General features: G+C 65.3%; 25 protein-coding genes. 17 read left to right on the top strand and 8 right to left on the bottom strand.

What is annotated here, in order from left to right:
- The first annotated feature begins 2 nt into the window (after nucleotides 1–2).
- The 12 genes from U0025_RS07600 to U0025_RS07545 are packed head-to-tail and all read left to right on the top strand — an operon-like array spanning nucleotide 3 to nucleotide 13,085.
- Nucleotides 3–1,415, top strand: a complete 1,413-nt coding sequence (locus tag U0025_RS07600) for an AAA family ATPase (protein ID WP_037491451.1) — start codon at nucleotides 3–5, stop codon at nucleotides 1,413–1,415.
- Nucleotides 1,412–2,767: a GNVR domain-containing protein gene (locus U0025_RS07595; protein WP_004212425.1), complete on the top strand. Its 1,356-nt coding sequence runs from the start codon at nucleotides 1,412–1,414 to the stop codon at nucleotides 2,765–2,767. The genes U0025_RS07600 and U0025_RS07595 overlap by 4 nt, the downstream gene beginning before the upstream one ends.
- The gene (locus tag U0025_RS07590) at nucleotides 2,764–3,669 is read left to right on the top strand and encodes a P-loop NTPase family protein (protein WP_004212423.1); all 906 of its coding nucleotides are present in this window, start codon (nucleotides 2,764–2,766) and stop codon (nucleotides 3,667–3,669) included. Before U0025_RS07595 ends, U0025_RS07590 begins: the two co-directional genes overlap by 4 nt.
- Entirely contained in the window at nucleotides 3,666–4,472 is an 807-nt protein-coding gene (locus U0025_RS07585) for a WecB/TagA/CpsF family glycosyltransferase (RefSeq protein WP_004212422.1), read from the top strand. The genes U0025_RS07590 and U0025_RS07585 overlap by 4 nt, the downstream gene beginning before the upstream one ends.
- A complete protein-coding gene (locus U0025_RS07580; protein ID WP_004212421.1) occupies nucleotides 4,465–5,739 on the top strand; it encodes a hypothetical protein in 1,275 nt (424 codons plus the stop codon). The genes U0025_RS07585 and U0025_RS07580 overlap by 8 nt, the downstream gene beginning before the upstream one ends.
- A gap of 3 nt (nucleotides 5,740–5,742) precedes the next feature.
- On the top strand, nucleotides 5,743–7,125 hold the full coding sequence (locus U0025_RS07575) for an O-antigen ligase family protein (RefSeq protein WP_004212420.1): 1,383 nt from the start codon (nucleotides 5,743–5,745) through the stop codon (nucleotides 7,123–7,125).
- On the top strand, nucleotides 7,118–8,047 hold the full coding sequence (locus tag U0025_RS07570; protein WP_004212419.1) for a glycosyltransferase family 2 protein: 930 nt from the start codon (nucleotides 7,118–7,120) through the stop codon (nucleotides 8,045–8,047). The genes U0025_RS07575 and U0025_RS07570 overlap by 8 nt, the downstream gene beginning before the upstream one ends.
- A complete protein-coding gene (locus tag U0025_RS07565; RefSeq protein WP_004212418.1) occupies nucleotides 8,044–8,985 on the top strand; it encodes a glycosyltransferase family 2 protein in 942 nt (313 codons plus the stop codon). Before U0025_RS07570 ends, U0025_RS07565 begins: the two co-directional genes overlap by 4 nt.
- Nucleotides 8,985–9,950, top strand: a complete 966-nt coding sequence (locus tag U0025_RS07560) for a glycosyltransferase family 2 protein (protein ID WP_004212417.1) — start codon at nucleotides 8,985–8,987, stop codon at nucleotides 9,948–9,950. The genes U0025_RS07565 and U0025_RS07560 overlap by 1 nt, the downstream gene beginning before the upstream one ends.
- Nucleotides 9,947–11,068 carry an endo-1,4-beta-xylanase gene (locus U0025_RS07555; RefSeq protein ID WP_004212416.1) on the top strand — a complete coding sequence of 374 codons (1,122 nt, stop codon included), beginning with the start codon at nucleotides 9,947–9,949 and terminating at the stop codon, nucleotides 11,066–11,068. Before U0025_RS07560 ends, U0025_RS07555 begins: the two co-directional genes overlap by 4 nt.
- Nucleotides 11,065–12,150 carry an acyltransferase family protein gene (locus U0025_RS07550; RefSeq protein WP_004212414.1) on the top strand — a complete coding sequence of 362 codons (1,086 nt, stop codon included), beginning with the start codon at nucleotides 11,065–11,067 and terminating at the stop codon, nucleotides 12,148–12,150. The genes U0025_RS07555 and U0025_RS07550 overlap by 4 nt, the downstream gene beginning before the upstream one ends.
- Nucleotides 12,150–13,085: a glycosyltransferase family 2 protein gene (locus tag U0025_RS07545; protein WP_004212412.1), complete on the top strand. Its 936-nt coding sequence runs from the start codon at nucleotides 12,150–12,152 to the stop codon at nucleotides 13,083–13,085. Before U0025_RS07550 ends, U0025_RS07545 begins: the two co-directional genes overlap by 1 nt.
- On the opposite strand, the gene U0025_RS07540 is transcribed toward U0025_RS07545, so the two are convergent.
- The 4 genes from U0025_RS07540 to epsC all read right to left on the bottom strand — a co-directional run bounded on the left by U0025_RS07540 (nucleotide 13,070) and on the right by epsC (nucleotide 17,307).
- Complete coding sequence (locus tag U0025_RS07540) at nucleotides 13,070–14,464, bottom strand: family 16 glycosylhydrolase (RefSeq protein ID WP_004212410.1); 1,395 nt, start codon at nucleotides 14,462–14,464, stop codon at nucleotides 13,070–13,072. The genes U0025_RS07545 and U0025_RS07540 overlap by 16 nt on opposite strands.
- 114 nt (nucleotides 14,465–14,578) lie before the next feature.
- Nucleotides 14,579–15,922, bottom strand: coding sequence for a UDP-glucose dehydrogenase family protein (locus U0025_RS07535; RefSeq protein ID WP_004212408.1), 1,344 nt, complete (start codon nucleotides 15,920–15,922; stop codon nucleotides 14,579–14,581).
- A 321-nt stretch (nucleotides 15,923–16,243) separates the two neighbouring features.
- Nucleotides 16,244–16,591, bottom strand: coding sequence for a DUF2794 domain-containing protein (locus U0025_RS07530; RefSeq protein WP_004212406.1), 348 nt, complete (start codon nucleotides 16,589–16,591; stop codon nucleotides 16,244–16,246).
- A complete protein-coding gene (gene epsC, locus U0025_RS07525; RefSeq protein WP_004212405.1) occupies nucleotides 16,591–17,307 on the bottom strand; it encodes a serine O-acetyltransferase EpsC in 717 nt (238 codons plus the stop codon). Before epsC ends, U0025_RS07530 begins: the two co-directional genes overlap by 1 nt.
- Before the next feature lie 188 nt (nucleotides 17,308–17,495).
- Between epsC and U0025_RS07520 the strand changes: the two genes are divergently transcribed.
- Both U0025_RS07520 and U0025_RS07515 read left to right on the top strand, forming a co-directional pair.
- Nucleotides 17,496–18,269: a sulfite exporter TauE/SafE family protein gene (locus tag U0025_RS07520; RefSeq protein WP_004212403.1), complete on the top strand. Its 774-nt coding sequence runs from the start codon at nucleotides 17,496–17,498 to the stop codon at nucleotides 18,267–18,269.
- Between the two features lie 39 nt (nucleotides 18,270–18,308).
- The gene (locus U0025_RS07515; protein ID WP_004212401.1) at nucleotides 18,309–19,238 is read left to right on the top strand and encodes a hydrogen peroxide-inducible genes activator; all 930 of its coding nucleotides are present in this window, start codon (nucleotides 18,309–18,311) and stop codon (nucleotides 19,236–19,238) included.
- A gap of 4 nt (nucleotides 19,239–19,242) precedes the next feature.
- Here the strand turns inward: U0025_RS07515 and U0025_RS07510 are convergent, their stop codons facing one another.
- From U0025_RS07510 to pgsA, 3 genes are read right to left on the bottom strand one after another with little or no spacing between them, the layout of a single operon-like run.
- Nucleotides 19,243–19,686, bottom strand: coding sequence for a molybdenum cofactor biosynthesis protein MoaE (locus tag U0025_RS07510; RefSeq protein WP_004212400.1), 444 nt, complete (start codon nucleotides 19,684–19,686; stop codon nucleotides 19,243–19,245).
- Complete coding sequence (gene moaD / locus U0025_RS07505; protein ID WP_004212398.1) at nucleotides 19,683–19,943, bottom strand: molybdopterin converting factor subunit 1; 261 nt, start codon at nucleotides 19,941–19,943, stop codon at nucleotides 19,683–19,685. Before moaD ends, U0025_RS07510 begins: the two co-directional genes overlap by 4 nt.
- A gap of 5 nt (nucleotides 19,944–19,948) precedes the next feature.
- A complete protein-coding gene (gene pgsA / locus U0025_RS07500) occupies nucleotides 19,949–20,512 on the bottom strand; it encodes a CDP-diacylglycerol--glycerol-3-phosphate 3-phosphatidyltransferase (RefSeq protein WP_004212395.1) in 564 nt (187 codons plus the stop codon).
- Nucleotides 20,513–20,643: 131 nt separating this feature from the next.
- Here pgsA and U0025_RS07495 point away from each other — a divergent pair, with 131 nt between their 5' ends.
- Nucleotides 20,644–21,963 (top strand): MFS transporter, encoded by a 1,320-nt coding sequence (locus U0025_RS07495; protein WP_004212394.1) that lies wholly within the window; start codon nucleotides 20,644–20,646, stop codon nucleotides 21,961–21,963.
- Here U0025_RS07495 and U0025_RS07490 read toward each other — a convergent pair.
- A complete protein-coding gene (locus tag U0025_RS07490; protein WP_004212393.1) occupies nucleotides 21,960–22,169 on the bottom strand; it encodes a hypothetical protein in 210 nt (69 codons plus the stop codon). The two genes, U0025_RS07495 and U0025_RS07490, sit on opposite strands and share 4 nt — an antisense overlap.
- Before the next feature lie 107 nt (nucleotides 22,170–22,276).
- Between U0025_RS07490 and U0025_RS07485 the strand changes: the two genes are divergently transcribed.
- Together U0025_RS07485 and U0025_RS07480 are read left to right on the top strand one after the other, a co-directional pair.
- The gene (locus U0025_RS07485; protein ID WP_004212392.1) at nucleotides 22,277–24,352 is read left to right on the top strand and encodes a transglycosylase domain-containing protein; all 2,076 of its coding nucleotides are present in this window, start codon (nucleotides 22,277–22,279) and stop codon (nucleotides 24,350–24,352) included.
- A 170-nt stretch (nucleotides 24,353–24,522) separates the two neighbouring features.
- A complete protein-coding gene (locus tag U0025_RS07480; protein WP_004212391.1) occupies nucleotides 24,523–26,241 on the top strand; it encodes an ATP-binding protein in 1,719 nt (572 codons plus the stop codon).
- The last annotated feature ends 156 nt before the right edge of the window (nucleotides 26,242–26,397 follow it).

Raw genomic sequence — 26,397 nt, 5'->3', positions numbered from 1 at the left:
CGATGGAACATGATTTCGGCGCCCGCTCGGCGGGCACGCTCGACTGGCTCTGGTCCCTGCCGCGCCGACTGGCCGGCGGCTCCAGCCCCTCCGCCCGTGTCATCCCCGATCAGGCCCCGTTGCTGCTGGAGGAACCGGTCGCACCGAGCTTCCACCGGACGGCCGAGCCCGAACCGGTGCCCGACGACACCCCGCGACCGCTTTCGATGGGCGCGATGGCAACGCCGCTCAAGCCCATCAGCCTGCGCCGGGATTCGATCTACAGCGCCTTCAACACCGCCATGCCGGTGACCGACCGCCATGGCCTGGCCGGCCGCAACAATGAGCTGGAAAAGCTGGTCGAGGCGATCGTGGTCCAGCGCAAGCATGCAATCATCTTCGGCACGCGCGGATCGGGCAAGACCTCGCTTGCGCGCGTCTTCGGCGATCTGGCGGACGAGGCAGGCTGCGTCGCCCTTTACGGGTCCGCGAGCGGCGAGGCCGATTTCGACTCGCTGTTCCGCCCGTTCCTGACCGAACTGCCGATGAGCGGCGCGGGCCAGGAACGGGCCCGCAAGCTCGCTACCGGTCCGCTGGACGTGAATGGCCTTGCGACCCTGCTGGTCGAGGAGGTGCGCCAGCGCTCCATCCTGATCCTCGACGAGTATGACCGGGTCCGCTCCGACACCGCCAAGCAGGATGTCGCAACGCTGCTCAAGCTGCTGACCGATATCCATTCGCCGGTGCAGGTGGTGCTGGTTGGCATCGCCGGGGACGTCGACGGCCTGATCGCCGCCCATCCCTCGCTCCGCCGCCATATCGCGCCCCAGCGGGTCAGCCCGATCGCCCGCCCCGAGCTGGAACTGCTGCTGGCAAGCTGCGGCGAGAAGGCAGGACTGTCGATCACGCCCGAAGCCGTCGAGGCACTGGCCGGCGCGGCGATGGGGTCGCCCTATCACGCCCGGCTGTTCGGCATGCAGGCGGCGCTTGTTACCGAGGCCGGCGGCCGCGAGCAGGTGACTGCCAGCGATGTCGAACAGGGGCTGGCCAGCGCGCTGGACGACTGGGCGGAAATGAGCAGCGCCAGCCATGGCCTGTTCACCCGCGCCCTGCGTGACAGCGCATCCGGGCGCCGGATGATCGCGCTGGCCGGCATCGTCGCATCGCAGATGTCGGCGATTTCGCTGGAGCGGCTGCTGCGCGTCGGCAGCGACATATTGGGCGAATATCCGGGCATGGAGGCCGATGCCAGCGATGCGCTGACCCGGCTGGAGCCTGCCCTTACGCCCACGCCGGGCGGCGAATTGTGGATGTTTGAAGATACGCTGGCGCCGCAATTTCTGCTGCTGATGGCCAAGCAGCCCGCGCCGCGCACCGTCGCGCCGACGCCGGCCGAGGAAATGCGCGCCATGCTCCGAGGAGTGGACGGACTATGACGATGAACCCCCTGGACCTTGCCGCCGCCGTCAAGGCGCGCTGGCGGGTCGCCGCGATGATCGGCGGCGCCCTGTTCCTGCTGATCGCAGTCGCGGCCTTCATGCAGTCGCGGCAATATATGGCGACGACCTCGCTGATGCTGGACCTGTCGCAGACCGATCCGACCGACACGACCCAGAATCAGGGCCGGGTCGAGGTGGACTCGATCCTGGGCACCCAGACCGACATCATCCGCAGCGCCAAGGTGATCAATGCGGTCGCAAAGGAAGCGGGCTTCATCGACGCGCTGCCCGCGGACATGCCGGCCGATGCCCGCCTGCAACAGGCCGCCGCGCGCGTGCGGGCCGGGCTGCTGGTGACCACCGGCCGCCAGAGCAACGTGCTGCAGATCCAGTATCTCGATCCCGATCCGCAGGTCGCCGCCCGCGTCGCCAACCTCGCCGCGCAGATCTACATGCGCGAGCAGGTGGAACTGCGCGCCTCGCCGGCGCGCACCTCGGCCAAATGGTTCAACGAACAGACCGCCGACGTGCGCCGCCGCTATGAGGATGCGCAGAAGCGCCTGTCCGACTTCCAGCGTGCCCATGACATTATCGGCATCAACCGCATGGATCTTGAGGCCGAGAAGCTGAAGAACATGTCCTATCAGCTCACCCAGGCCCAGGCCGAAGCCGCCGCCGCGCGCGGCAAGGCCGGCGCCGGTTCGGTGTCCGACATCGAAGGCTCGCTGATCGTCCAGAATTTGCAGGAACAGGTCGCGGCCCAGTCGGCCAAGGTGCAGGAACTGGGCAAGACGCTTGGTCCGAACCATCCGACCATGGCCGCCGCTTCGGCGCAATTGTCCGAACTCCAGGCCAAGCTTGGCGCCGCCCGCGCCAGCCAGGCCGGTGCGGTCAGCGCCAACAGCGTCGCCGCCAGCCGCCGCGAGGGCGACCTCAAGTCGAACATGGCGTCGCAGGAAGACCGCATGATCCGCATGTCGGACGTGCAGGACCAGTTGATGGTCATGCAGCGCGACGTCGATGCGGCCCGCCAGACCTATGACACGGTGCGCCAGCGCTTCAACGAAGCGGCGCTCAAGAGCCAGATCTCGCAGCCCAATGCCAGCCTGCTCGACGAGGCCACCGTGCCGCTGCTGCCCGCCAAGCCCAACCTGCTGCTCTGGCTGGTGGGCGGCATCGCCCTTGGCCTGGTCGGCGGCATCGCGGCGGTCATCCTGATCGAAATCGCCCAGCCCCGCGTCCGCTCCGCCGCCGGCGTGGCCCGCGCGACCGAGGTCGAAGTCATCACCGAATTGCTGCCTGCCCCCGCACGGGGCGGCTGGCTCCCCAAGCGACAGGAGGCCGCATGAGACTGCGTTCCACGGCTAGTGCCCATCCCCATCTGACCGCCGGCGCCACGACCGGCCTCAAGCCCCGCGCCCGCGATACCAAGGATTTCGCGCAACTCGCGGTCGAACATGGCTTCCTCGCCGAAACCGACATCGGCCGGATCGAAGCCCATGGCCATGCCGCCGGCCAGCCCTTCCAGCAGGCGGCGATCGACCTTGGCCTGCTCGATCCCGAGACGGCGGGCATCATCCTCGCCATGCAGGGCGGCTTCCCGCTGCTGGCGGCCGGCGACCAGCGGGTCGATCCGCTGGTGGTCAGCGCCTTCGACCCCGCGGATGCCTATGCCGCCAAGGTCCGCACCATCCGCGCCAAGATGCGCGCGGCGGCAAAGGACAGCGACGGCGCGGCCCTGCGCCTTGCCATCCTGTCGATCGATGCGGGTGACGAGGCCGCAATCCTTGCCGCCAATCTCGCCGTCGTGATGGCGCAGATGGACGGGCAGACGATGCTGGTCGATGTCGATATCGACCGTCCCTCGCTCGACCGGCTGTTCCGCGTCGCCAACAAGGCCGGCCTGGCCGAACAATTGCTGGGCAGCGCCGCGCTGCTGCCTGCCGCACGCACGGCGGTCGATGGCCTCTGGCTGATGACCGCCGGCCGGGCATCGGGCAGCGCATCCAGCCTGGTGACCAAGGGGCCGCTGGCGGACACCGCCGCCGGCTGGGGCCTGCATGACACGTCGATGCTCTTCTACCTCGCCCAGCGGCGCGGCGAGCAGACGCCGTTCGGCTCCATTCTGGCGGGCTTCGATGCCGTCACTATCGTCGCCCGGCGCGGCGAGACCGCGATCGCCGACATGCGCCGCGTGATCGACGATCTGGACCGTCATAATATCAGCATCGCAGGGAGCGTGATCGCATGAGCCTGGAGCAGGCCATTCCCCGTCAGCCGCTGCAACAGCCCGTATCCACGCCGGAGGAAATCGCCCTGATCGGCGGCATTCCGGTGTCGACCCTGTCGCTCGACGCGCTGATCGACCGGATGCTGGGCGAGGCGCCGCTGCGCCGCGCGCTAGAGCAGCGCCCGCTGCTGATCTTCGACTGCAATGGCCAGGGCCTGTCGATGAACGCCACGGACAAGGGCTTTCGCGACAATCTGGCCCAGGCGGACCTGATCCATGCCGATGGCCAGATCGTCGTCGCCGCCTCGCGCTGGGTCGGCCAGCCGCCGATCGCCGATCGGTCGAGCACCACCGACATGTTCATCGACAGCCTGGTGCCCGCAGCCAAGGCGGGGGTCAGCTACTATCTGCTCGGCGGCGAGGAGAAGGTGAACGCCGCCTGCGCCGATCGGATCGTCGAGATGGCACCGGGCCTTACCGTCGCGGGGCGCCGCAACGGCTTCTGGAAGCCGGAGGAAGAAGATGCGGTGATCGACGCGATCAACGCGGCCGCGCCCGACGTCCTGTGGGTCGGCACCGGCAAGCCGCGCGAGCAGGCCTTTTGCGTGCGTAATCGCGATCGCATCAAGGCCGGCTGGATCGTAACCTGCGGCGGCCTGTTCAACTATATCACCGGCGACTATCCGCGCGCGCCGATGTGGATGCAGCGCAATGGCCTGGAATGGCTGCACCGCATGGGCACCCGGCCCAAGGAACTGGCCTGGCGCTATATCACCACCAATCCCCATGCCCTGTGGCTGATCTGGAAGCACCGCCATGGCTGAGGCGCAGGCGGCTTCCGGCCGTACCCAGCGCCTGGGCACCATCTTCGGCCGCTTCGGCCTCGCCAGCTTCTCCTCGGCGATCGTCTCGGTCAGCCATTTGCTGGTCCAGCTTTTCTCGATCCACCATCTCGCCACCACCGGCATCGGCGTCCTTGCCTTCCTGCTGGTCATCATCCAGTTCGGCTACAGCCTGTCCAACGCGCTGGTGTCGACGCCCTATACGATCGCCGTCAATCAGGGCGAGGATGTCGATCGCGCGGCGCATGGCTTCTTCTTTCCGGTCAACCTGCTGCTGTCACTCAGCCAGGGGCTGATCTGCGCCGCCGTCGCCTGGACCACCGCGACGCCGCAGGCCGCCCTGGTCTTCGGCCTCGCCGGCACCTTGTCGCTGATCCGCTGGTTCGGCCGGTCCAACGCCTATGCCCATCATGCGCCGATGCAGGCGGCCCGATCCGACATCGCCTATGCCGCGACGATCCTCATTGGCCTGCTGGTCGCGATGCGCACCGGCGCGGACCTCACCGGCATCGGCACGATGCTGGTCGCCGCCAGCCTCGCCGGCCTGCTGCCCTTCGGCAGTCCCTATCTGCGCCGCCATGTCGCCATGTCGCCGCTGGCCGCCCTGCGCGCCTATCGCCCGGTGTGGAAGGAACAATCGGCCTGGACACTGGTCGGCGTGCTGTCGACCGAGGCAACGTCGAACGCGCACAGCTATGCCGTGACCCTGCTGGCGGGACCGACCGCCTTCGCGCCGATCGCCGTCGGCATGCTGTTCTTCCGCCCGGTCAATGTCTGCATCACCGCCCTCACCCAGCTGGAACGCCCGCGCATGACCCGTGCCGTCGCGCGCGGCGATCATCAGGCGGCGATCCAGTCGGAACGCATCTTCATGGGCGCCCTTGTCTTCCTGTGGCTCGGCACCTGCGTCGTCGCGGCCGGCGCGCTTTATTTCTTCCCCGGCCTGATCCTCAAGCCCACGCTCGATCATCAGCTGGTGATCACTGCCGTGGCGCTCTGCGCGCTGCTCTCGCTGGTCCAGTGCGTGCAGACGCCGATGAGCGTCATGACCCAGGCACGCAAGGCGTTCCGTCCGCTCGCCGCCCAGAGCCTGCGTAGCTGCGGCGTCGGCATTGCCGCCGTCACCCTGCTGACCCTGCTGGTCGCGCCCGTCTTCTCCATCGCCGGCGTCGTGCTGTCGCAGCTCGTCATGATGCTCGGCATCTGGCAGCTCGACCGCAGCTGGCGCCGCAACCAGGCGGAGGGTTGAGCGATGGCAAGCACCCCCTGGCACCGTGACATTCCCGCCCCGGTCCTGACCCGGCCGGGCGTCGCCGCCATCAAGAAGACCGAAAGCGCACGGCTGATCCTGGTCGCCCAGATCTTCTATTTCACCTTCCTGATGCTGGTCTTCATCGGCCAGCAGCCCTTCGCCTCGCGCACCCAGGATGAACTGGTGGCCATGGCGCAGGAAAATAACGGATCGGACCTGTTCAAGCAGGCCCTGTTCATCGGCTTTGCCATGCTGCTGACCGGCGTGCAGCTGATCCGCCGCTATCCGCCACGCTATCGCTTCACGCTCTGGCCGCTGGCCATCATGCTCGCCTGGTTCTTCATCACCTGCAGCTGGGGCGTCGATCCCTTCGTATCGTTCAAGCGGGCGATGCAACAGTTGATCGTGATCTACATCACCTTCAGCGCGCTCAGCCTGATCGGCCCCGAAAGGCTGCTCCAGGCACTGCGCTACGCGCTGATCCTGTCCCTCATCATCTGCTGGGTCTCGCTGCCCTTGACCTCGGCGGCGGTCCATCCACCGACCGAGAGCGACAAGGCGCTGATCGGCGCCTGGCGCGGCTTCTTCTTCCACAAAAATATTGCCGGTGCGGTCATGGCGCTTACCTTCATGGTCGCGGCCAATGCCTGGGTCGATACCAAGAAATGGTATTATGCCCTCTTCTCGGTAATGGCCTTCGTCTTCGTGATCGGGACCAAGAGCAAGACCTCACTCGCCTTGTCCTTCGCCATCCTGGGCGTCTGCGCCGTCTATCGGGCACTGAGCGATTCCACCCAGAAACGGGCCGTGCTGCTGATCATGGTCGCGCTCGGCATGGTCGGGGTGCTGTGGCTCTATGTCGCCTTCCAGCCGGTAGTGGAGCGGATCTTCGCCGACCCCACCTCCTTCACCGGCCGGGTGTCCATCTGGGAAGTAGACCTTGCCTATCTCAAGGATCATCCCTTCCTGGGTGCGGGTTTCGGCGGCTTCTGGCAGGTCGGCGATCGCAGCCCCTCGCTCGATTATCTCAACCAGGCGTTCCAGACGCTGACCGCCCATTCGCACAATGGCTATCTGGAAATCCTGGTGACGACCGGACCGCTGGGCCTCATCATGCTGCTGCTCACCTTTCTGGCGCTGCCCGCCATCTGGTTCCTGACCGGGGCGACGCCGCAGAACCGGCCGATCATGGTGCCCTGCTTCGCGATCTGGGTCTTCGTCCTCTACCAGAATCTGCTGGAAACCTCGTTCTTCGACAAGGATCGGCAGGTCTGGGTGATCTTCCTGGCGGCCATCGCCGCTGCCCACGCCACCTACAAGGCCCGCCCGCTGCCGCAGTGGCGCCGCCGCTTTCTTGCCCGCCCGGAGGCTTCCCATGGCTAATGTCGTCATCTGCATCGCGACCTGCAATCGCCCCCAGGGGCTGCGTCGCACGCTTGCCTCGCTCGCCGCGCTCGAAACCCGCCACCGGATCGATGTGCTGGTCGCCGACAATGACGCCAGGGAGCAGCAGGGGCTGGCCGTGGTGGAGGCGCTGGCGACATCGGGCTATCGCTGGCCGATCGAGGCGCTGCTGGTGCGCGAACGCGGTATCCCCCTAGTCCGCAATGCGCTGGTCGAGGCGGCTCTCGCCCGGCCCGGCGTCACCCATGTGGCGATGATGGACGATGACGAGGCGGCCTGCCCTGGCTGGATCGACGCGCTGGTGACGGCCGCCGACCGCTGGGACGCCGATGTCGTCGGCGGCGCGGTGCTGCGCGAGATGGACAGCCCGCTGCCCGCCTGGGCCTCGCGCCATCCGCTGCTCCAGCCCAAGCGGCGCGACAAGTCCGGCCCGGTCGCGCTGGTCGACAGCACCGCCAATGTGCTGATGTCCGCCAACGCATTGCGCCGCATCGGCGCCCGTCCGTTCGACGAGCGCATGGCGCTCACCGGCGGGTCGGACAAGCAGCTCTTCACCCGGATGCAGCGCGCCGGTTTCCGCTTTGCCTGGTCGGAGGAAGCGCTGGTTACCGAACTCATCCCGGCCAGCCGCGTCACCGCCAAATGGCTGCTGATGCGCGGCTATCGCGTCGGCATGACCGACATGATCGTCGCCCGCACCCATGGCGGCGCCCTTCGTGCGGCGCTGAGCGAAAGCCCCCGTATCGCGGTCGGTTTCCTGGTCGGCGCGGTCGGCCCCCTCACCACATTGGACCGCGGCAAGCGGGTGGAGCGCCTCGGCAAGCTCTATCGCGCCGCGGGCAAGATCGCCGGCCTCACCGGCATCCATTATGAAGAATATCGAAAGGTCCATGGCGCATGACCAGCATCCCCTTCTTCTCCGTCGTCATCCCGCTCTACAACCGCGCCGACGTGGTCACCGACACGATCCGGTCGGTACTGGCGCAGGACTGGACCGATTTCGAGATCGTCGTCGTCGATGATGGCTCGCATGACGATCCCGGCCCGGTGATCGAGGCGATCGGCGACCCGCGCCTGCGTTACATCCGCCAGGACAATGCCGGCGGTGGCGCGGCGCGCAACCGGGGCATTCTCGCCGCCGAGGGACGCTATATCGCCTTCCTCGATTCCGACGACCTGTTCCTGCCCGGCAAGCTGTCGACCATGGCGGAAGCGCTGGCGGGCGACGGCGGCCGCACGGTTCTCTATTCGCGCATGAAGGTCGATCGAGGCGTCGACCGCTACTGGATCCGCCCCGACCGCGGCATTCGGGAAGATGAGGATGTCGGCGAATATCTCTTCTGTGCCAACCAGTTCATGCAGACCTCGACGATGGTCGTACCGACCCGGATGGCCCAGCAGGTGCTGTTCGACCCCGCGCTCAAGAAGGGGCAGGATCTCGACTTCTGCGTCCGGCTTCAGGGCGCCGGCGCACGCTTCCGGATGATCGAGCGCCCGCTCACCATCTGGCTGGACGCGACCGAAGTCGGCCGCACCTCCTATGTGCGCGGCTATGAAACCTCGCTCGACTGGCTCGATCGCTGCGGCCATATGCTGACCAACCGGGCGCGGCGTGGCTATCGCGCCACCGTGCTCGCCTATCATATGGCGCCGATCCGCCCGGTCGCGGCGATCCGCGACCTCGCCATCGGCCTGACCGCCGGCGGTGTTCCGCCACGGGTGATCGCGCGCCAGCTGCTGCGCTCCTACATGCCAAAGTCGCTCTATCGTTCGCTCGTCAACGGCTTCGTCCTGCGTTTCGGCAAGGCCGATGCCCTCAGTAGCGGCGCCCGTTCGTGATGGCGGCCTGGCAACCTCCGTCCGCGCTGCAGGAACAGGCGGCCTCGCCGCTCTTTTCCGTGGTCATCCCGACCTATCAGCGCCGCGACAAGGTGGTCGACGCGGTGCTGTCCGCGCTCGACCAGACGATCGCGCTGATCGAGGTGATCGTGGTGATCGACGGATCGACCGACGACACCGAACAGGTGCTGGCCGGGATCGCAGACCCGCGCCTGCGTGTCATCGTCCAGCCCAATCGCGGCGCTTCGGCCGCGCGCAACACCGGAATCGCGCAGGCGCGCGGGCGCTATATCGCCTTCCTCGACTGCGACGACCGTTTCCTGCCCCATCATCTGGCCGACCTGCTGCCCCTGCTGCAACAGGACGAAAATGTGGTCGCCTATGGCCAGGTGCTGGTCGATCGCGGCCAGGGCCGCAATTTCCTGAAGCCCCCGCGCGCGATCGCGACCGGCGAGACGATCGACCGTTATCTCATGTGCGATCGCGGCTTCATCCAGACCAGCAGCCTGGCGCTCAGTCGCGGCCTCGCCAACAAGGTCCGCTATCGCGAGGATGTGAAGTTCGGCGACGATACCGACTTTGCCGTGCGTCTGGCGCTGGCCGGCGGCCAGTTCCAGATGACCGCGCGGCCGGGCACGATCTGGGCCGACCGCGATGCCGAACATCGGCTGTCGGCGGTGCGCGGCAGCGTCGGCAGCCTCATCTGGCTGCGCGACCTGCGCCCCCATATCTCGGCCCGTGCCTTTTCCGCCTATATGGGCTGGCATGCGGCCAAGAGCATCTGGCCGACCAGCCGGTTTCAGGCGATGCGCTATTATGTCGGCGCCGTGCTGCGCGGCGCCTTCGGTCCTCGACTGGCCGCCACGGTGCTGATGCAGATCATCCTGCCCGATCCCGTCTATCGCCGGATTTCCGACCGTTGGATCGACATGGCCCAGATGGTGGGCGGGAGGCCGCGCCTGTGAAGCGTCGCGAATTTCTGACCGGCGGCATGGCGCTGGCGGCGACGCTGCCCGCTGGCGTGGCGGCGGCCGCCATGCCGCCCGGCCTCGCCACCCATGCCCGTGCCAAGGGCCGCTATTTCGGCGCGGCGGTCAAGTCGCGCCAGTTGCGCGAGGATGCCGGCTTCACCCAGGCGGTGGCGCAGGAATGCAATATCCTGGTGCAGGAATATGAACTGAAGCGCGGCACGACCGAGCCCAAGCCGGGCCAATATGATTTCAGCGGTGCCGACCAGATCATCGATTTCGCCCAGAAGCATGACATGCGCGCGCGTGGCCATGCCTTGGTCTGGTATGCTGCCCAGCCCAAATGGCTGGAACCCGCACTGCAGGCCGCCAGCGATCGCGGCCGCCGGAAACTGATGACCAGCTACATCACCACCGCCATGCCCCGCTATGCCGGCCGCATCCAGGAATGGGACGTGGTGAACGAGGCGCTGGAGCCCAATGACGGCCGCGCCGACGGGATGCGCGCCGACAGCATGTGGATGCAGGCGCTGGGCGAACATTATATCGACATCGCCTTCCACACCGCGCGCGAGACCGATCCCAGGGCGACCCTGTTCCTGACCGATTATGGCATCGAACATGACTCGCCGCGTTGCGAACGGCGCCGGACCGCGATGCTGAAGCTGCTCGACCGGCTGAAGGCGCGCGATGTGCCGATCGACGCGATCGGCATCCAGGGGCATCTCAAACCCTATAAGGAAGAGTTCAACGAGCGCCGCTTCGCCGATTTCCTTGACCAGTTGCGCGGCTACGGCCTGAAGCTGGAGATTACCGAGTTCGACATTGCCGACATTGGCGGCCCGCCCAACCCGGCCAAGCGTGACAGCGAAGTTGCCAGTGTCGGCCGTGCCTTCATCGATGTCGCGCTGGACAATCCGGCGATGCAGGCGGTGCTCTGCTGGGGCCTGTCGGACCGCTATTCCTGGCTGTCCAACTACAAGGATTATAAATGGCCCGACGGCCAGCTGTCGCGCGGATTGCCGCTGGACGGTTCCCTGCGCCGCAAGCCGCTGTGGGACGCCATCGCCGCCGCCTTCGACGACGCGCCGCCGGCCGGGAGACATGCCGCATGAGAATTTCCTCGCTCACGGGCCTGCGCGGCATCGCCGCCGTTTCGGTCCTGCTCTACCATATTCCCCATGCGCCGGCCTTTCAGGCGTTCGCGATCCCGCTTTTCTCGCGCGCCTATCTGGCTGTCGATCTTTTCTTCATTCTCAGCGGCTTCGTCATTTCCTACGGCTATTATGACCGGCTGATGCACAATCTGGGGCGGTCCAGTTACATGGACTTCCTGATCAACCGCACCGCCCGCGTCTGGCCGCTGCACCTGATCGTGACGCTGGTGTTCATGGCCCGCATCCTGGTCAATGTCTCGGGGACGCAGGCGATCCCGCTCGACCTGCCGAATATCCTCACCAACCTGCTGATGATCCAGAGCTGGGGATGGGGCACGCAGCCGATCGCCGGCAACAGCTGGTCGGTCAGCACGGAGGTCGCGGCCTATCTCCTCTACCCGCTGATCGCCATCATGGCCTTTTCCCGCTGGGCCTGGGCGCAGCTGGCGCTGTGCATCGGCATTCTGGTGCTGGTCGCCAGTTCGGGCCGCGGCGCCAGCGGTCCGCTGGACGTCAACGATTATGACACGGTCCTGACGCTGCTGCGCTGCCTTGCCGGCTTTGCGCTGGGCGTCTTGACCTATCGCATCCGCGACATGGCGCTGACCCGCAGCCTGCTCGATGGCCCCGGCCGATTTGCCGCCATATGTGTCATCATCGCTGTCGCCCTGATGCTGCCCCGAGGCGCCGACGTGCTGGTCGTGTGCCTGATGCCGGCGCTGGTCCTCACCTGCTATTATGATGGCGCCGCCGCCCGCGCGGTGATGGCCAACCCGGTCAGCTATCATCTGGGCCTGATCAGCTACTCCATCTACCTCTGGCATCCGCTGGTGCGCGACATCATGGCCCGCGTCATGGGGATCGCCCATCGCCATGGCTTTGTCGGCCATGACTGGATCTTCATCGCCGCCATGCTGGTCGCTACCTGGCTGCTCTGCTGGGCGAGCTATCGCCTGATCGAGCTGCCGGGCCACAAGATCATCAAATGGCTGCAACGCGGCGGGCGCGCCCGCCCGACCCCGGTCGAGGTTGCTGCCTGATGCCCGCCGCCCCGACCATCTGGATCGCCATCCCGACGTTCCGCCGGCCGGGCCAGTTGCGCCACCTGCTCGAAAGCCTGACCGCCGTCGTGCCACATGACGATGTCCAGTTGCTGGTCGCCGACAACGACCCCGTCGGGCAGGAAGGCGCGCTGGTTGCGCACGAGATGCAGGATGACCCCGATTATCCTTTGCCGATCCATATCCTGCATGTGCCAGAGCCCGGCCTTTGCTCCGTCCGCAACGCAATCGTCGCCACCGCACTGGCAGCTCCGGCAATGCAGTATCTGGCGATGATCGATGATGATGAATGGCCGCAGCCCGGTTGGCTCGACGCACTCCTCGCAGTTCGAGAGATGTGCGGCGCCGATGTGGTTGGCGGCCCAGTCGACGCCCATTTCCTGCGTCCGCCGCCACACTGGGCCCGCGAAGCGCTGGTTTTCCGGGCCGAGGATCGGCCTTCGGGCGCGACCGACATGCTATGGGCCAGCAACAATCTGCTGCTCAGCCGCGCGGCGCTGGAGCGGCTGCCCGCCCCCTGGTTCGATCCGCGTTTCAACTGCAGCGGCGGCGAGGATCTGGATTACCTCACCCGCCTGCGCGATGCCGGCATCGGTTTCGGCTGGGCCGCAGATGCGCGCGTCAGCGAATGGGTGCCGCCCGAACGGGTCCGGCTCGGCTGGATACTGTCCCGCATGTGGCGGATCGGCTTTACCGAGACGCTGACCCGCCGGAAGCATCGGCCCGGCATCGTCGGCACCCTCACTCTGTTCGGGCGGACGCTGGCGGTGTTCGCGATGCGGACCGCCGGTCTCCTCGCCCTGTTGCTGCCCGGCGCGCGACGGGTCGACATCGCCGGGCAGTGGATCAAATGCTGGGGCCGCCTCTATGCCCTGACGGGCCGGGGCAGCCGGGCCTATTATGGCGCGGAATAGACCTTGAAGCTGCGGATGGTCATGTCGCCACTGCCATCGTCATAGGCACCCGTCGTCTTCACCGCGACATTCATCAGCGGATAGAAGCGGAAGCCCTTGAACGGGTTGACCGACTGGTAGGTTTCCTTGCCGTCGACGAACCAGGTGATGTAGTCACGCTGGATGTCGACCGCGAACTTGTGGAAATCCTGCGAATAGCCAGACAGGCCATAGGCCTGTTCGGTCTGGATGACGATGCCGCGCTGGTCATAGCGGGTGCTGTTGGCGCCGACATGGATCGTCTGGCCGACATGGCGATCGAAATCCCAATAGCTCTGATAGCCAAAGCCTTCATAGACATCGATTTCCGGCGGCCAGCCGCTGGTCGAGATCAGCCAGAAAGCGGGCCAGGAACCGCGCCGGTTGGGCATCTTCGCTTCCCACTCATATTGGCCATAGCCGATCTGCGAGGCGAGGAAGTTGCGGCCATCCAGGATCGACGCGCCATAATTATAGGTCACGCCCTGATAGCTGATCGGCGTCTTGAGCACCTGGCTGTGCAGCACCAGGCCCTTGTTGCTCCAGTAGACCGGCCCTTCGATCCCCGGATAGGTGGTGGTGTCGACATAGAGGCCGGTCTCGCCATTGCCGGTCTGCGCCCGGCCATGCGACAGGGTCGTGGCCCAGCGGTCCCAGCCGCCATCGACAGACCGCTTGTGCGTGTCCTTGAGCAGTTCGAACTGCAGCGTGCCCGAGGCCGCGAAGGTCCGCGCTTCTCGGAAGGTGCCGGTCGCCTTCTCGGTGGCCGCGACATAGGCCTTGGCCGTGACGGTTGCGGTCGACTGCCCCTGCAATGCGCCCCAGGGCGCCTCACGCAGCTTCACGCTGAACTGCTGGCCTTCTGCGGCACTAATAACCGGCACTTCCACCGTCTGTTCCAGCGGATCGCCCGGCCGGAAGATGACGACGGTGTCGACCGTCTTGTAATTGGTGCCCGACGTCGCCTTCAGCGTGCCGGTGCCGTTCACCGTGGTGATCCGTGCGATCACCGTGTTGGGCGTCGCCCGATCGAGATAGACCGGGACATAGGCGGTGCTGCTGCCCGGCTTGTAGGTGGCGTTGCCGATCCAGAGCGTCGCCTTGCCCGGCAACACCGTGCCATTGGCGAAGTCGAAGTCGGCAAAGCTGTTGCTGGTGCTGCTGGTCGTCGCCGTGCTGGTCGTCGTCGCACTGCTCGCACTGCTGCTGGAGATGGTGACCGTGCCGCTATCGGCCGTGCTGGTCGATGAGCTGCTGGTCGTACTGGTTCCGCCCGACAGGATCGTGGCGGCGCCTGCCGCGAAGACAGACGTAATGATTGCTCCGGCTCCGATCATGGAGCCGGCCGATTTGCTGCGCATAATGCAACCCCCGTTTTGGTGTCCCTAAAGGGTCCGCCACGAGGGTTAACAATTGCTTCCAGACAAGCTCGCCTCGTCGCAAATCAGCCATTTTTGCGACGAGGCGAGGAACTTTTACTCGGCAGCTTCAACCAGCATTTCAGGCTCCGGCGCCATGCCACGGCCAACGCTGTCATAGATAAATCCAGCCGCTTCAGCGACTTCGGGCCGATAGATGTTGCGCAGGTCGACCAGACCATTGCCGGCCATCACGCCGCGCAGGCGCGACAGGTCGAGCGCGCGCAGCGCATCCCATTCGGTGACCAGCACGACGGCCGATGCACCCTGCGCCGCGGCATAGGGATCGTGGAAGAAATCGACATTCTGCAGCAGCGGCTGGGCGGCCTCGATCCCTTCGGGGTCGAAGGCGCGGATCTGCGCACCGCCGTCCTGCAGTGCCTGGATGATCGACAGCGACGGCGCATCGCGCATATCGTCGGTATTGGGCTTGAAGGTCAGGCCCAGCACCGCGATCGTCTTGCCACGCACCGATCCATTGCACACGCCGATCACCTTGCGCGCCATGGCGCGCTTGCGGCTTTCGTTGATCGCGACGGTGGTTTCGATCAGACGAATGGGCGCGCCGGAATCTTCCGCCGTCTTGACCAGCGCCAACGTATCCTTGGGGAAGCAGGAGCCGCCATAGCCGGGTCCGGCATGCAGGAATTTCGAACCGATCCGGTTATCCAGGCCAATGCCGCGCGCCACCTGCTGCACATCCGCGCCGACCCGTTCGCACAGTTCGGCCATCTCGTTGATATAGGTGATCTTCATCGCCAGGAAGGCGTTGGCGGCATATTTGATCAGTTCGCTGGTACGACGACCGGTGAACAGCAGTGGCGCCTGGTTGAGGTAGAGCGGGCGATAGACCTCTTCCATAACCGGGCGTGCGCGCTCGTCCTCGATGCCGACGACGATGCGATCCGGGCGCTTGAAATCCTCGATCGCGGCCCCCTCGCGCAGGAATTCGGGATTGGAGGCGACCGCAAACTGGGCGTCGGGATTGGTTTCACGAATGATCCGTTCGACCTCGTCACCGGTGCCGACCGGCACGGTCGACTTCGTAACCACAACGGTAAAGCCCTTGAGCGCCCCGGCAATCTCGCGCGCGGCATCATAGACATAGCTGAGGTCGGCATGGCCATCGCCCCGACGCGCCGGGGTGCCGACCGCAATGAAGACGACATCGGCGTCCGCCACGGACGTTGCCAGATCGGTCGTGAAGCTCAACCGGCCCGCCTTGACGTTGCGCGCGATGAGATCGGCGAGGCCCGGCTCATAGATCGGCACGCCGCCTTCGCGCAACTTGGCGATCTTGCGCTCATCCTTGTCGACGCAGATGATTTCGTGGCCGAAATCCGCGAGGCAGGCGCCCGATACCAGACCAACATAACCAGATCCGGTCATCACGATCCGCATGACAATTCTCCTTGTCCAATGTGCAAGCTAATCGACAATATGCCCGCAACCGATCGCCCCGACCCGGACAGGACGCGACAGAGCGCTCCGGAAAATCCGGATGCGCGCACCTCTCGCCCTGACAAAGATCGAAGCCCCCGGCCTGTTCGGACAGTTGCCGCGTCAGTGGAACCAGCCACCTGTTGACGCGATGCAGCATAAGTCGGGTCATGACGCTGTTGCAACGCGACTTGGCGCTAGGCGGGCACATGTGGACGTGGGGCGAATGGAAAATGCGCCGAACTGCCGCAGCGCGCGGGCGCAATTAACCGGATCGGCGGATCAGTCCTCGACGATCCGCATCAATTTGCGTTCGACAGGCGCCAATATCCCCTGCAACTCCTGTCCGCGCTTGAGCACATGACCCGCTTCACCCACCAGCGCCCACATGCCCTGGCGGTTGCGCAACGCCGGCCGCTTCTCGATCCGATATTCAGGACGCTCGGCAGAACGCCGGAAAGCGGAGAAAATTGCCGCCTCGCGCCCCAGGTCCATGGCATAGTCGCGCCAGTGTCCGGCGGCGACCATGCGGCCATAGAGATCCATGATCCGCTGCAATTCCAGGCGATCGAACCCGACCTGCCCCTGTTGCTGGCCGTTGGGTGCTGGGAACGGCGTCACATTGGACATCAGGCCCGGCCACGCTCCTTGAACAGGGCGACGTCATCGGCAGGCAGTTCAGGCGCCTGCTTCTGCGCCAGCAACTCGGCCAGCCGCTTCTGCAACTGCTCTACTTCGCACTGCAGCAATTCCAGCTTCTGCTTTTCGGGATCAAAGCAATCGGAGCAAGGCGTGCCATAGGGCAGGAAGTCGCGCTGATAGGCGGTGACATCGACCAGCATCGCGCGCGCGGGAATACCGACCATGGTCGCGGCCTCCGCCACATCCTTGGTCACCACCGCGTTGGCGCCGACACGGGCACGAGCGCCGACACGGACCGGCCCCAGAACCTGCGCGCCCGATCCCACGATCACGCCATTTTCCAGCGTCGGATGGCGCTTGCCGGCGATCCCGTTGGCGGGATCGGTCCCACCCAGCGTCACATTCTGATAAAGAGTGACGTCGTCGCCAATCTCCGCCGTTTCGCCGATCACGGTGAAGCCATGATCGATGAAGAAGCGCTTGCCGATCTTCGCGCCGGGATGAATGTCATTGCCGGTCAGGAAGCGCGACAGATGATTGACCGCCCGCGCCAGGAAATAGAGCCGCGCCCGATAGAGACGGTGCGCCACGCGATGGAAGGCCAGCGACCAGATACCGGGATAGAGCAGGATTTCCGCCCGCGATCGCGGCGCAGGGTCGCGCGACTTGACCGAATCCAGATAGGCGATGAGATTACGCAGCATCGAAACGTCCCTGAACGGACCCGCCCTGCTGGCGCGCCCCTTTTACCCTGTTGCCAGCAACATAGAGATTAAGCGGCAATTTTTCCAGAGCGCGCCCTAATTCGCCTTCCCGGCCCAAAACAGAAACTTGCTTGGCGCCTCAAGATATACCAATCATTGAGGTAGACAATTAGAACGAAGGTGTTTGGATGATCGACACATTTATCGCCCATTTTGGCGAAATACTGCCCTTCATCCTGATCGGCTTCGGCGCGCAGATTATCGATGGCGCCCTTGGCATGGCCTATGGCGTGATTTCCAGCACCCTGCTGCTGGCCATGGGCGTGCCACCCAGCCGCGCGTCCGCCAGCGTCCATGCCGCCGAAACCTTCACCACCGGCGTGTCCGCGATCAGCCATATCCTGCACCGCAATGTCGACTGGGGCCTGTTCGCCCGGCTCGTCATTCCCGGCGTGATCGGTGGCGTGGCCGGCGCCTATCTGCTGTCCAATATCGACGGCGCGATCATCAAGCCCTTCGTCCAATTCTATCTGGCAGCGATCGGCATCTACCTGATCTGGCGCGGCTTCCATTTCCCCCCGCACAGCAAGAGCCCCAAATGGGTGGCACCGCTCGGCCTGGTCGGCGGCTTCATGGATGCGTCGGGCGGCGGGGGCTGGGGGCCGGTCGTGACCTCCAACCTGCTGATCCAGGGATCGAGCCCGCGCCACACCATCGGCACGGTCAACAGCGTCGAATTCATCCTGACCCTGTCGATCAGCCTGACCTTCCTGTTCCATCTGGGCTGGGAAAGCTTCACCACCTACACGATCGGCCTGTTGATCGGCGGCGTGGTGGCGGCTCCCTTTGGCGCCATGCTGGCCCGTCATGTCGCGCCAAAGGTGCTGTTCGTGGCCGTGGGCATCATCCTGACCCTGACGTCGGCCTTCGGCATCGCCAAATATCTTGGTTATATCGGATAATTCGCTTATATTCGGATTTCTAATTCAGGAATCCGATAAATGTCGAACTACATGCCCACGCTCAAACAGCTGCAATATCTGGTTGCGCTGAAGGAACATGGCCATTTCGGCAAGGCGGCCGACAGCTGCTATGTGACCCAGTCCACCCTGTCGGCCGGCATCCGCGAACTGGAGTCCCTGATCGGCGTCACCCTGGTCGAGCGAACGCGCCGCGTCGTGCGCTTCACGGCGCTGGGCGATCGCATCGTCGAAAAGGCGCACCGCGTCCTGCGCGAGGCGGAGGAGCTTGCGGCGATCGCCGAGGCATCGGGCAAGCCGCTGACCGGCGAATTGCGGATGAGCGTCATCCCGACGATCGCGCCCTTCCTGCTGCCGCGCCTGCTGCCCCGCCTGCGCGCCGACCGGCCGGAATTGAAACTCTATCTGCGCGAGGAAACGACCCAGGCGGCAATCGATTCGCTGCGCCATGGCAATGTCGACTGCGTGCTGATGGCCCTGCCCTATCCCACCGGCGAACTGGACAGCGAGATATTGTTCCAGGATCCGCTCTATGTCGCCTTCCCGCGCGACGATCCGACCAATCCGCCGGACTGGATCAAGCCGGACATGATCGACGAGAACAAGCTGCTGCTTCTGGAGGACGGGCATTGCCTGAAGGACCATGCGCTGGCCGCCTGCAATCGCCCCGACCTGCGCGCCAGCGCGACGATGATGGGCACCTCGCTCCACACGCTGATCCAGATGGTGGACAATGGGCTGGGCGTCACGATGCTGCCGGAAATGGCGCTGGCCGGCGGCATATTGGAACATACCAATATCACCGCGCGCCCGCTGCAGTCCGATCATGCCTGGCGCGACATTGCCCTGGTCTGGCGCAAGAACAGCCCGCGCGAAAAGGAATTCCATCTGCTCGCCGAGATATTGCGCGACGCGGCGGACCATCCCGCAATCCGCGCCAACGCCGCCTGATCGATCAGCGATCCCAGTCCTGCGCCTTGGCCTCATCCTCGGCGCGGGGCGCGACCCAGGCGCCTGCGCCATCGGCATAATGCGCCTTCTTCCAGAAAGGCGCGCGCGATTTCAGCCAGTCGATCAGGAAGGCGCAGCTTTCCAGCGCCGCCGCGCGATGCCGTGACGCCGTGCCGACGAACACGATCCGCTCGCCCGGCAGCAACCGACCATGGCGATGGATGATCGACAGCCCCAGCAGCGGCCAGCGCGCCATCGCCTCCTCCGCGATCCGTTCGGCCTGGCGCTGCGTCATCGCCGGATAATGTTCCAGTTCCAGCGCCACCAGCCCCTCTTCGCCGCGGACGATACCGGTGAAACTGGCGACCCCGCCGCCGCCCAGCGCTTCGAGTGCGGCAAGCTCGGCCGAAATATCGAAATCATCCGCCTGGATGGCGACCCGTTTCATCCACCCGTGACCGGCGGGAACAGCGCCAGTTCCCGCGCCGTGCCGATTGCCTGATCGAAACCGACAAATTGCTGGTCCAGCGCCGCGCGCAACCGATCCGGATCGGCCAGCGCCTCGGCATAGCCACCGCCCTGTGCCGCCAGTCGCGCCACCAGTTCCGCTATCGTTTCATCCGGCGAAGCCAGTTCGACCAGCTCCTCATCGCGGCCAATGGCTTCGCGCACCCAGGCAAAATAGACGAGGGTCACAGTCGCCATCCCGGTCAGTCCATATGCTTGATGCCGACGCGCAGATAATCCCAGCCGGTAATCAGCGTCAGGATGGCCGCGGCCCACAGGGTCAGGATGCCAACGCTCTGCACGAAGGGGAATTGCGGCACGGCACCGGCCAGGATCAGGGCGCCCAGCGCGATCAACTGGAACGTCGTCTTCCACTTGGCCAGGCGCGACACCGGGACCGACACCTGAAGGCCGGCCAGAAATTCCCGCAGCCCCGACACGGCGATCTCGCGCAGCAGGATGATCATCGCGGCCGCGATATGGATGCCGGCGATATCGCGCGTCGCGGCGAGCATCAGGATGACCGCGCCAACCATGATCTTGTCCGCGATCGGATCAAGGAACACGCCGAGCTTCGACACGGCGCCCTGCGCACGGGCCAGGTAGCCGTCGAAATAATCGGTGATGCCCATCAGGCAGTAGAGACCGAAGGCAAGGCCATAGCCCGTGGTCCAGCGCGCGCCCATCTCGCCGGGCCACAACAGGGCCACCAGCAAGGGCACGGTGATGATGCGCGAAAGCGTCAGCAAATTGGGCAGCGTCAGCATCAGGGCGACCTGCCACAGTCCCGCATCGGGCACAAGCGAAGGCAGCAAGAAGTGAACAGGAAATTGGACAGGCCCGCCTGCAGCGGCTAGACCGCCCCCCGGTCGTCCACAGCGAAAAGCCAAACGCACTCATGCAAGCCTCACTCAGGCTCCTCAAAAAGCGCCGTTTTCTGCCGCTTTTCATCACCCAGCTTCTCGGCGCCTTCAACGATAACCTGTTCAAGAACGCCATGGTGCTGTTCGTGGTGTATCAGGTCTATAATGACGAGCGGTCCGAAACCTGGTTCAGTGCGCTGGCCACCGGCATCTTCATCATCCCCTTCTTCCTGCTGTCCGCCCTGTCGGGCCAATTGGCCGATCAGCGCGACAAGGCCGTCATCATCCGCTGGGTGAAGGCGGCGGAAATCGTCATCATGACGGTCGGCGCGACCGGCCTGGCGCTGATCTGGAGCGGCATTGCCGTCCATATCCTGGCGATCCCGCTGCTGCTCGCCGCGCTGTTCGCGATGGGCATCCACTCCACTTTCTTCGGCCCGATCAAATATGCGATCCTGCCCCAGCATCTGCATGATGACGAGGTTCTGGGCGGCACCGGCCTGGTGGAGGCCGGCACCTATATCGCGATCCTGGCCGGCACCATCCTGGCCGGCATCATCCCGATCGAGGCTGCGGCCATCGGCGTGGTGGTAACCGCCTTCATCGGCTATTTTGCCAGCCGGGCCGTGCCACCCGCCCCGTCGCTGCTCGCCAAGCAGCCGATCGACTTCCACGTCATCCGATCCTCGGTCGCGCTGGTGCGGGGCACGATGCACATTCCGCGCCTCTATCTGGCAATCATGTCGATCAGCTTCTTCTGGGCCGTGGGATCGGTGCTGTTCATCCAGTTCCCGCCGCTGGTGAAGAATGTCCTGACCGCCGACAAGTCGGTTGCCAGCCTGTTCCTGGCGATCTTCTCGATCGGCATCGCGATCGGATCGATCGCGATCAACCGGCTGCTCGCCGGCCATGTCTCGGCCAAATATGCCCCCGCGTCGGTGATCGGCATGGGCTGCTGCATCATCGCCTTCCATGTGGTGTGCGACCTGTGGACGCCGGCACCCGGTGGCCAGATGCTGCCGCTCGCCGGCTTCCTCGCCCATCCGATGGCGATCCCGCTGTCGCTCTGCCTGCTCGGCGTGGCGACCTTTGGCGGCATGTTCGTGGTGCCGCTCTACGCCTTCCTCACGACCACGGTCGAGAAGTGCGAGGCGGCGCGCACCGTGGCGGCCAACAATATCGTCAATTCCGGCGCCATGGTGGTCGGATCGCTGATCGCGATCGGCCTGACCCTGGCCGGCCTGGAGGTGGTCTATCAGCTGCTGCTGGTGGCGGCGATGTGCCTGCCCTGCGCCTGGCTGGCCTGGCGGCTGCACAAGGCCTGTGACGGCCCGGCCTGCAGCGGCGAGCTTTAGAAGATGAAGCTGTAGAAAGCCGTGAAGAAGGCCGAGAAGCTCAGCACGAACAGCTTCCAGTCATTGTCGTCGGAGACGGCCACGTCGCGGCGGCGGCGCGCCTGCGACGACGCATCGTCCGTCAGCTGGAAGATGTGACGGGGCAGCCGCTGCCGGAAGGGGTGGCGGGCGGCTTCGTTGGTGAGGACGAGGACTCGGTTTCTCATAAGGATTGGTTAACGCGATATTTACCATTAGTTCCATGGCAAATTTCGTAAAATCCGGGATGTCCCGTCGCGGGACAGACTTGACCGTATCAACAACATAATACAGCATGGCCGTGCCGATGACCGAATTGCCCAACCCCGCCCCCACCGGCACGCCCGCCCCGGCTGCTGACCAAGCGCGCCCGTTCGGCGCCGGCCCGCCCAGCGCCTTTGCCCCGCCCACCCCGTGGAAGCGGCGGCTGCAGATTTTCGGCTGGATCGTGGCGGCGGGGCTGGCCCTGTTGATGCTGATCATCGCCTGGCTGGCGGTAACGGCGCCCATGTCGCGCTCGCTGCAGCCCATTGCCCCGCCCAGCATCAGCCTGATGTCGGCCGACGGGCATCTGGTCGCCCGGCGCGGCGCCATCATCGACAAGCCGGTGGAGGTGGCCAAGCTGCCCGCCCATGTCCCCCAGGCCTTCATGGCGATCGAGGATCGCCGCTTCTATGACCATTGGGGCGTCGATCCGCGCGGCATCGCCCGCGCCATGTGGCACAATATCTGGTCCGATGGATCGTCGCAGGGCGGCAGCACCATCACCCAGCAGCTGGCCAAGGGCGTATTCCTGTCGAGCGACCGGACCATGGGCCGCAAGGCGCGCGAAGCGTTGATCGCCTTCTGGCTGGAGGCCTGGCTGACCAAGGACCAGATCCTCGAACGCTACCTCTCGAACGTCTATTTCGGCGACAATGTCTATGGCCTGCGCGCCGCCTCGCTCCATTATTTCGATCGCCAGCCCGAACGGCTGACCATTCCTCAGGCCGCGATGCTGGCCGGCCTGCTGAAGGCGCCCTCGCGCCTCGCGCCGACCAGCAACCTGAAGGGTGCGCGTGCCCGCGCCGCACTGGTGACGCAGGCGATGGTCGAGGCCGGCTATATCAGCAAGGCCCAGCGCGATCAGCTCGCCCCGGCCCGCCTTGATGTGCGCGAGTCGCCGGATGCCACCAGCGGCACCTATTTTGCCGACTGGGTGCTGCCCGAAGCGCGCGACCGCGCCGGCGCCGTCTATGGCGCGCAGGAGGTGAAGACGACGCTCGACTGGCGCATCCAGCGCCTCGCCGAAGCCGCGATCCGGCGCGCGCCGCTGGGCGGGGCACAGGTGGCGCTGGTGGCGATGAAGCCAGACGGCAGCGTCGTCGCCATGATCGGCGGCAAGAATTACGAGAAGAGCAGTTTCAACCGCGCCGTGCAGGCGAAGCGCCAGCCGGGCTCCACCTTCAAGCTGTTCGTCTATCTCGCCGCCTTCCGCGCCGGCATGACGCCCGACGACATGATCGAGGATACGCCGATCACCACCGGCACCTATCGCCCGGCCAATCATGGCGGCAAATATCGCGGCCGCATCACGTTGCGCCAGGCCTTTGCCGCGTCGAGCAATGTGGCAGCGGTGCGCCTGACCCAGAAGGTCGGCGTCGACAATGTCATCAAGGTTGCCCGCGATCTGGGCGTTACCGCGCCGTTGACCGAAGATCTCAGCCTCGCGCTCGGCACGTCGGAAATCCCGCTGGTGGAGCTGGCCGAGGCCTATGCGTCGGTGGCGGCCGGTGCCTATCCGGTGCTCGCCCATGGCCTGCCGCCCGAGGAACAGGGCTGGTTCGACCGACTGATGAAGCGCCAGCGCCATTTCAGCGACGGCCAGCTCGAAATGATCCGCGACCTCCTGTCGTCCGCCGCCAATCGCGGCACCGGCAGCGCGGCGGCGCTGCGCACCAGCACCTTTGGCAAGACCGGTACGACCCAGGATAGTCGCGACGCGATTTTCGTCGGCTATGCCGGCGGACTGGTGACGGCGGTGTGGATCGGCAATGACGATAACGCCCCGCTGCCCGGCGGCGCGGCCGGCGGCGGTGTGCCAGCACGTATTTGGCGCAATTTCATGGCTGGCGCGATCAACGAGCCGGTCGAGAAGGTGCCCGAGGAAGAGCAGGATCCCGATCTGGTCAACGCCATCGCCAATGTCAGCGTCGAAACCGACATCGGCAATGTCGGCGTCGGCATGGATCAGGGCGGAATGACCGTCACCATAGATGGCAACCAGCTTCGCATTCCGTCCGACCAGCCCTTGCCGCTGCCGCCGCAGGGCGTGCCCCCACCGCGGATCGCGCCGACCCAACCGCAGGAGAATGAGCCGCCACAGCCATGACGGCGATTTCGATGACCCGCATTTCATGGCTTCGCGCCCGCGCGAACAGGCCGTAAAATTGCGTATATTATGTAATCATACCTAGTCTTAACCTACTGACAAATCTCCATTTCCCCTGCCCATCCGATCGATGATATAGTGCGATTCCCTTCCACTTCAGAGGTCACACGATGAATGGAGCATTTGGCCGGGAAGACCATTCGACGCAGAAGGCGCTGGCGGCCCGCTGGACCATAGCCGCCGAGGCCCTGGAGGCTCTGGCCGGCGCGCGCTCCCTGGATGCAGTTGTCAGCGTCCTGCGCGCCTTTGCCCGCCGCGCCGTCGGCGCAGACGGTATCGCGATCGTCCTGCGCGAAGGCGAAAAATGCTATTATATCGCGGAAGATGCCAAGGCGCCTTTATGGGCCGGGCAACGCTTTCCGGCCGAGACCTGCGTGTCCGGCTGGGCGATGATGAACCAGGAAACCGCGGTGATCGCCGACATATTCGACGATGTCCGGGTGCCGGTGGACGCCTATAGTCAGACCTTCGTCCGCAGCATGATCATGGTGCCCATCGGCCGAGTCGACTCGATCGCCGCCGTAGGCGCCTATTGGTCCGAGCCGGCCATGCCGACCGACAACGAGATTTCGCTGCTCGAAGCGCTGGCACGGGCGGCGTCCACCGCACTCGAAAATGGCCGGCTCTTCGGCGCGCTCGAGTCCCTGAACGATCATCTGGACCAGCGCGTGCGCGAGCGCACCAGCGAACTGGAAAGCGCGCAGGACAAGCTGCGGCAAATCCAGAAGATGGACGTGCTGGGCCAGTTGACCGGGCATGTCGCGCACGACTTCAACAATCTGCTGACGCCGATCATCGGCGGGCTGGACCAGATCATCGCCGGCGGCCGATCCGCCGAAGCGGTCGCCCGCACCGCCAATATCGCGATGCAGGCGGCGGAAACCGCGCAGACGCTGGTCAAGCGGCTGCTGGCCTTCGGCCGTCGCCAACCGTTGCAACCGACATCGGTCAATCTTTCCGAGACGCTGGAGAATATGCAGACCTTGCTGGTCAGCACGGTCGGCCCGCAGATCATTCTCCATGTCGACGCCGCGCCGGATGTGCCGCCGGTGCGCGCCGATCGACATCAGCTGGAACTGGCGATCCTCAACCTGGTGGTCAACGCGCGCGACGCGATGCCGAACGGCGGGCAGGTCATCATTTCCGCCGAACGGTGCAAGAGCCGCCTCCCCGTGCCGCTGATCCCCGGCCAATTCGTCTGCCTGCGCATCACCGACACCGGCATCGGCATGACCCCAGCGGTCAAGGCGTCCGCAACCGAGCCCTTCTTCACGACCAAGCCGGTCGGCCATGGCACCGGCCTTGGCCTGTCGATGGCGCATGGCCTGGCCGGCCAGTTGGGCGGTGCGCTGGAAATCGTCAGCGAAGTGGGCCAGGGCACGGAAATCCAGCTCTGGCTGCCGATCGAGAAGCAGAAGCCAGTAGCCGTGGTGGCGGATGGCGATGGCGGCGAGATCGCAGCAACGCAAGGCAAGGTGCTGCTGATCGACGACAATGCCCTGGTCCGCCATGGCACGCGGGAAATGCTGACCGACCTAGGCTATGACGTGGTCGATATCGACAATGCCGAACTGGGGCTCAGCATGATCGCCGCCGATTTCCGGCCCGACATCGTCGTCACCGACCATATCATGCCCGGCATGACCGGCGCCGAACTGGCGCTGCGGCTGCGCGTCGACCATCCCGAAATCGCGTTGCTCATCATATCCGGCTACGAAGGCGTCGACCTGATCGCACCGGATATTCCGCGCCTTTCCAAACCCTTCCGCCGCCAGCATCTTCAGGCCAGCATCGCAGCCGCGCAGGCCCAGACCGTGGGGCGTGCCTAGGGGAGATCGACATCCAGATGATCGCGTGACGAAAATGGTGGTTTTCCGTGACCCTTGAAACGAGTCACGTGCCTCGTTTCAACGCAGCGGACTCAAAGTACGTGAGCACCGGAAGCGCGGAGAACCGCCATTTGCAGGCCGTCAGGGCCGAATGTC

Origin of the sequence: Sphingobium yanoikuyae (assembly GCF_034424525.1) — a bacterium.
Lineage (GTDB): Bacteria > Pseudomonadota > Alphaproteobacteria > Sphingomonadales > Sphingomonadaceae > Sphingobium > Sphingobium yanoikuyae.
This window is presented reverse-complemented; position numbering and strand designations above follow the sequence as displayed.

Excerpts from the sequence above, each read along its gene's own strand:
- U0025_RS07595 (WP_004212425.1), top strand. The coding sequence starts at position 1,412 with ATGACGATGAACCCCCTGGACCTTGCCGCCGCCGTCAAGGCGCGCTGG.
- U0025_RS07585 (WP_004212422.1), top strand. The coding sequence starts at position 3,666 with ATGAGCCTGGAGCAGGCCATTCCCCGTCAGCCGCTGCAACAGCCCGTA.
- U0025_RS07490 (WP_004212393.1), bottom strand. The coding sequence starts at position 22,169 with ATGAGAAACCGAGTCCTCGTCCTCACCAACGAAGCCGCCCGCCACCCC.
- U0025_RS07550 (WP_004212414.1), top strand. The coding sequence starts at position 11,065 with ATGAGAATTTCCTCGCTCACGGGCCTGCGCGGCATCGCCGCCGTTTCG.
- U0025_RS07515 (WP_004212401.1), top strand. The coding sequence starts at position 18,309 with ATGTCGAACTACATGCCCACGCTCAAACAGCTGCAATATCTGGTTGCG.
- U0025_RS07570 (WP_004212419.1), top strand. The coding sequence starts at position 7,118 with ATGGCTAATGTCGTCATCTGCATCGCGACCTGCAATCGCCCCCAGGGG.
- U0025_RS07535 (WP_004212408.1), bottom strand. The coding sequence starts at position 15,922 with ATGCGGATCGTGATGACCGGATCTGGTTATGTTGGTCTGGTATCGGGC.
- U0025_RS07510 (WP_004212400.1), bottom strand. The coding sequence starts at position 19,686 with ATGAAACGGGTCGCCATCCAGGCGGATGATTTCGATATTTCGGCCGAG.
- U0025_RS07580 (WP_004212421.1), top strand. The coding sequence starts at position 4,465 with ATGGCTGAGGCGCAGGCGGCTTCCGGCCGTACCCAGCGCCTGGGCACC.
- U0025_RS07530 (WP_004212406.1), bottom strand. The coding sequence starts at position 16,591 with ATGTCCAATGTGACGCCGTTCCCAGCACCCAACGGCCAGCAACAGGGG.
- U0025_RS07480 (WP_004212391.1), top strand. The coding sequence starts at position 24,523 with ATGAATGGAGCATTTGGCCGGGAAGACCATTCGACGCAGAAGGCGCTG.
- U0025_RS07560 (WP_004212417.1), top strand. The coding sequence starts at position 8,985 with ATGGCGGCCTGGCAACCTCCGTCCGCGCTGCAGGAACAGGCGGCCTCG.
- U0025_RS07600 (WP_037491451.1), top strand. The coding sequence starts at position 3 with ATGGAACATGATTTCGGCGCCCGCTCGGCGGGCACGCTCGACTGGCTC.
- U0025_RS07485 (WP_004212392.1), top strand. The coding sequence starts at position 22,277 with ATGGCCGTGCCGATGACCGAATTGCCCAACCCCGCCCCCACCGGCACG.
- U0025_RS07545 (WP_004212412.1), top strand. The coding sequence starts at position 12,150 with ATGCCCGCCGCCCCGACCATCTGGATCGCCATCCCGACGTTCCGCCGG.
- U0025_RS07565 (WP_004212418.1), top strand. The coding sequence starts at position 8,044 with ATGACCAGCATCCCCTTCTTCTCCGTCGTCATCCCGCTCTACAACCGC.
- U0025_RS07540 (WP_004212410.1), bottom strand. The coding sequence starts at position 14,464 with ATGCGCAGCAAATCGGCCGGCTCCATGATCGGAGCCGGAGCAATCATT.
- moaD (WP_004212398.1), bottom strand. The coding sequence starts at position 19,943 with ATGGCGACTGTGACCCTCGTCTATTTTGCCTGGGTGCGCGAAGCCATT.
- U0025_RS07495 (WP_004212394.1), top strand. The coding sequence starts at position 20,644 with ATGCAAGCCTCACTCAGGCTCCTCAAAAAGCGCCGTTTTCTGCCGCTT.
- U0025_RS07520 (WP_004212403.1), top strand. The coding sequence starts at position 17,496 with ATGATCGACACATTTATCGCCCATTTTGGCGAAATACTGCCCTTCATC.
- epsC (WP_004212405.1), bottom strand. The coding sequence starts at position 17,307 with ATGCTGCGTAATCTCATCGCCTATCTGGATTCGGTCAAGTCGCGCGAC.
- pgsA (WP_004212395.1), bottom strand. The coding sequence starts at position 20,512 with ATGCTGACGCTGCCCAATTTGCTGACGCTTTCGCGCATCATCACCGTG.
- U0025_RS07575 (WP_004212420.1), top strand. The coding sequence starts at position 5,743 with ATGGCAAGCACCCCCTGGCACCGTGACATTCCCGCCCCGGTCCTGACC.
- U0025_RS07590 (WP_004212423.1), top strand. The coding sequence starts at position 2,764 with ATGAGACTGCGTTCCACGGCTAGTGCCCATCCCCATCTGACCGCCGGC.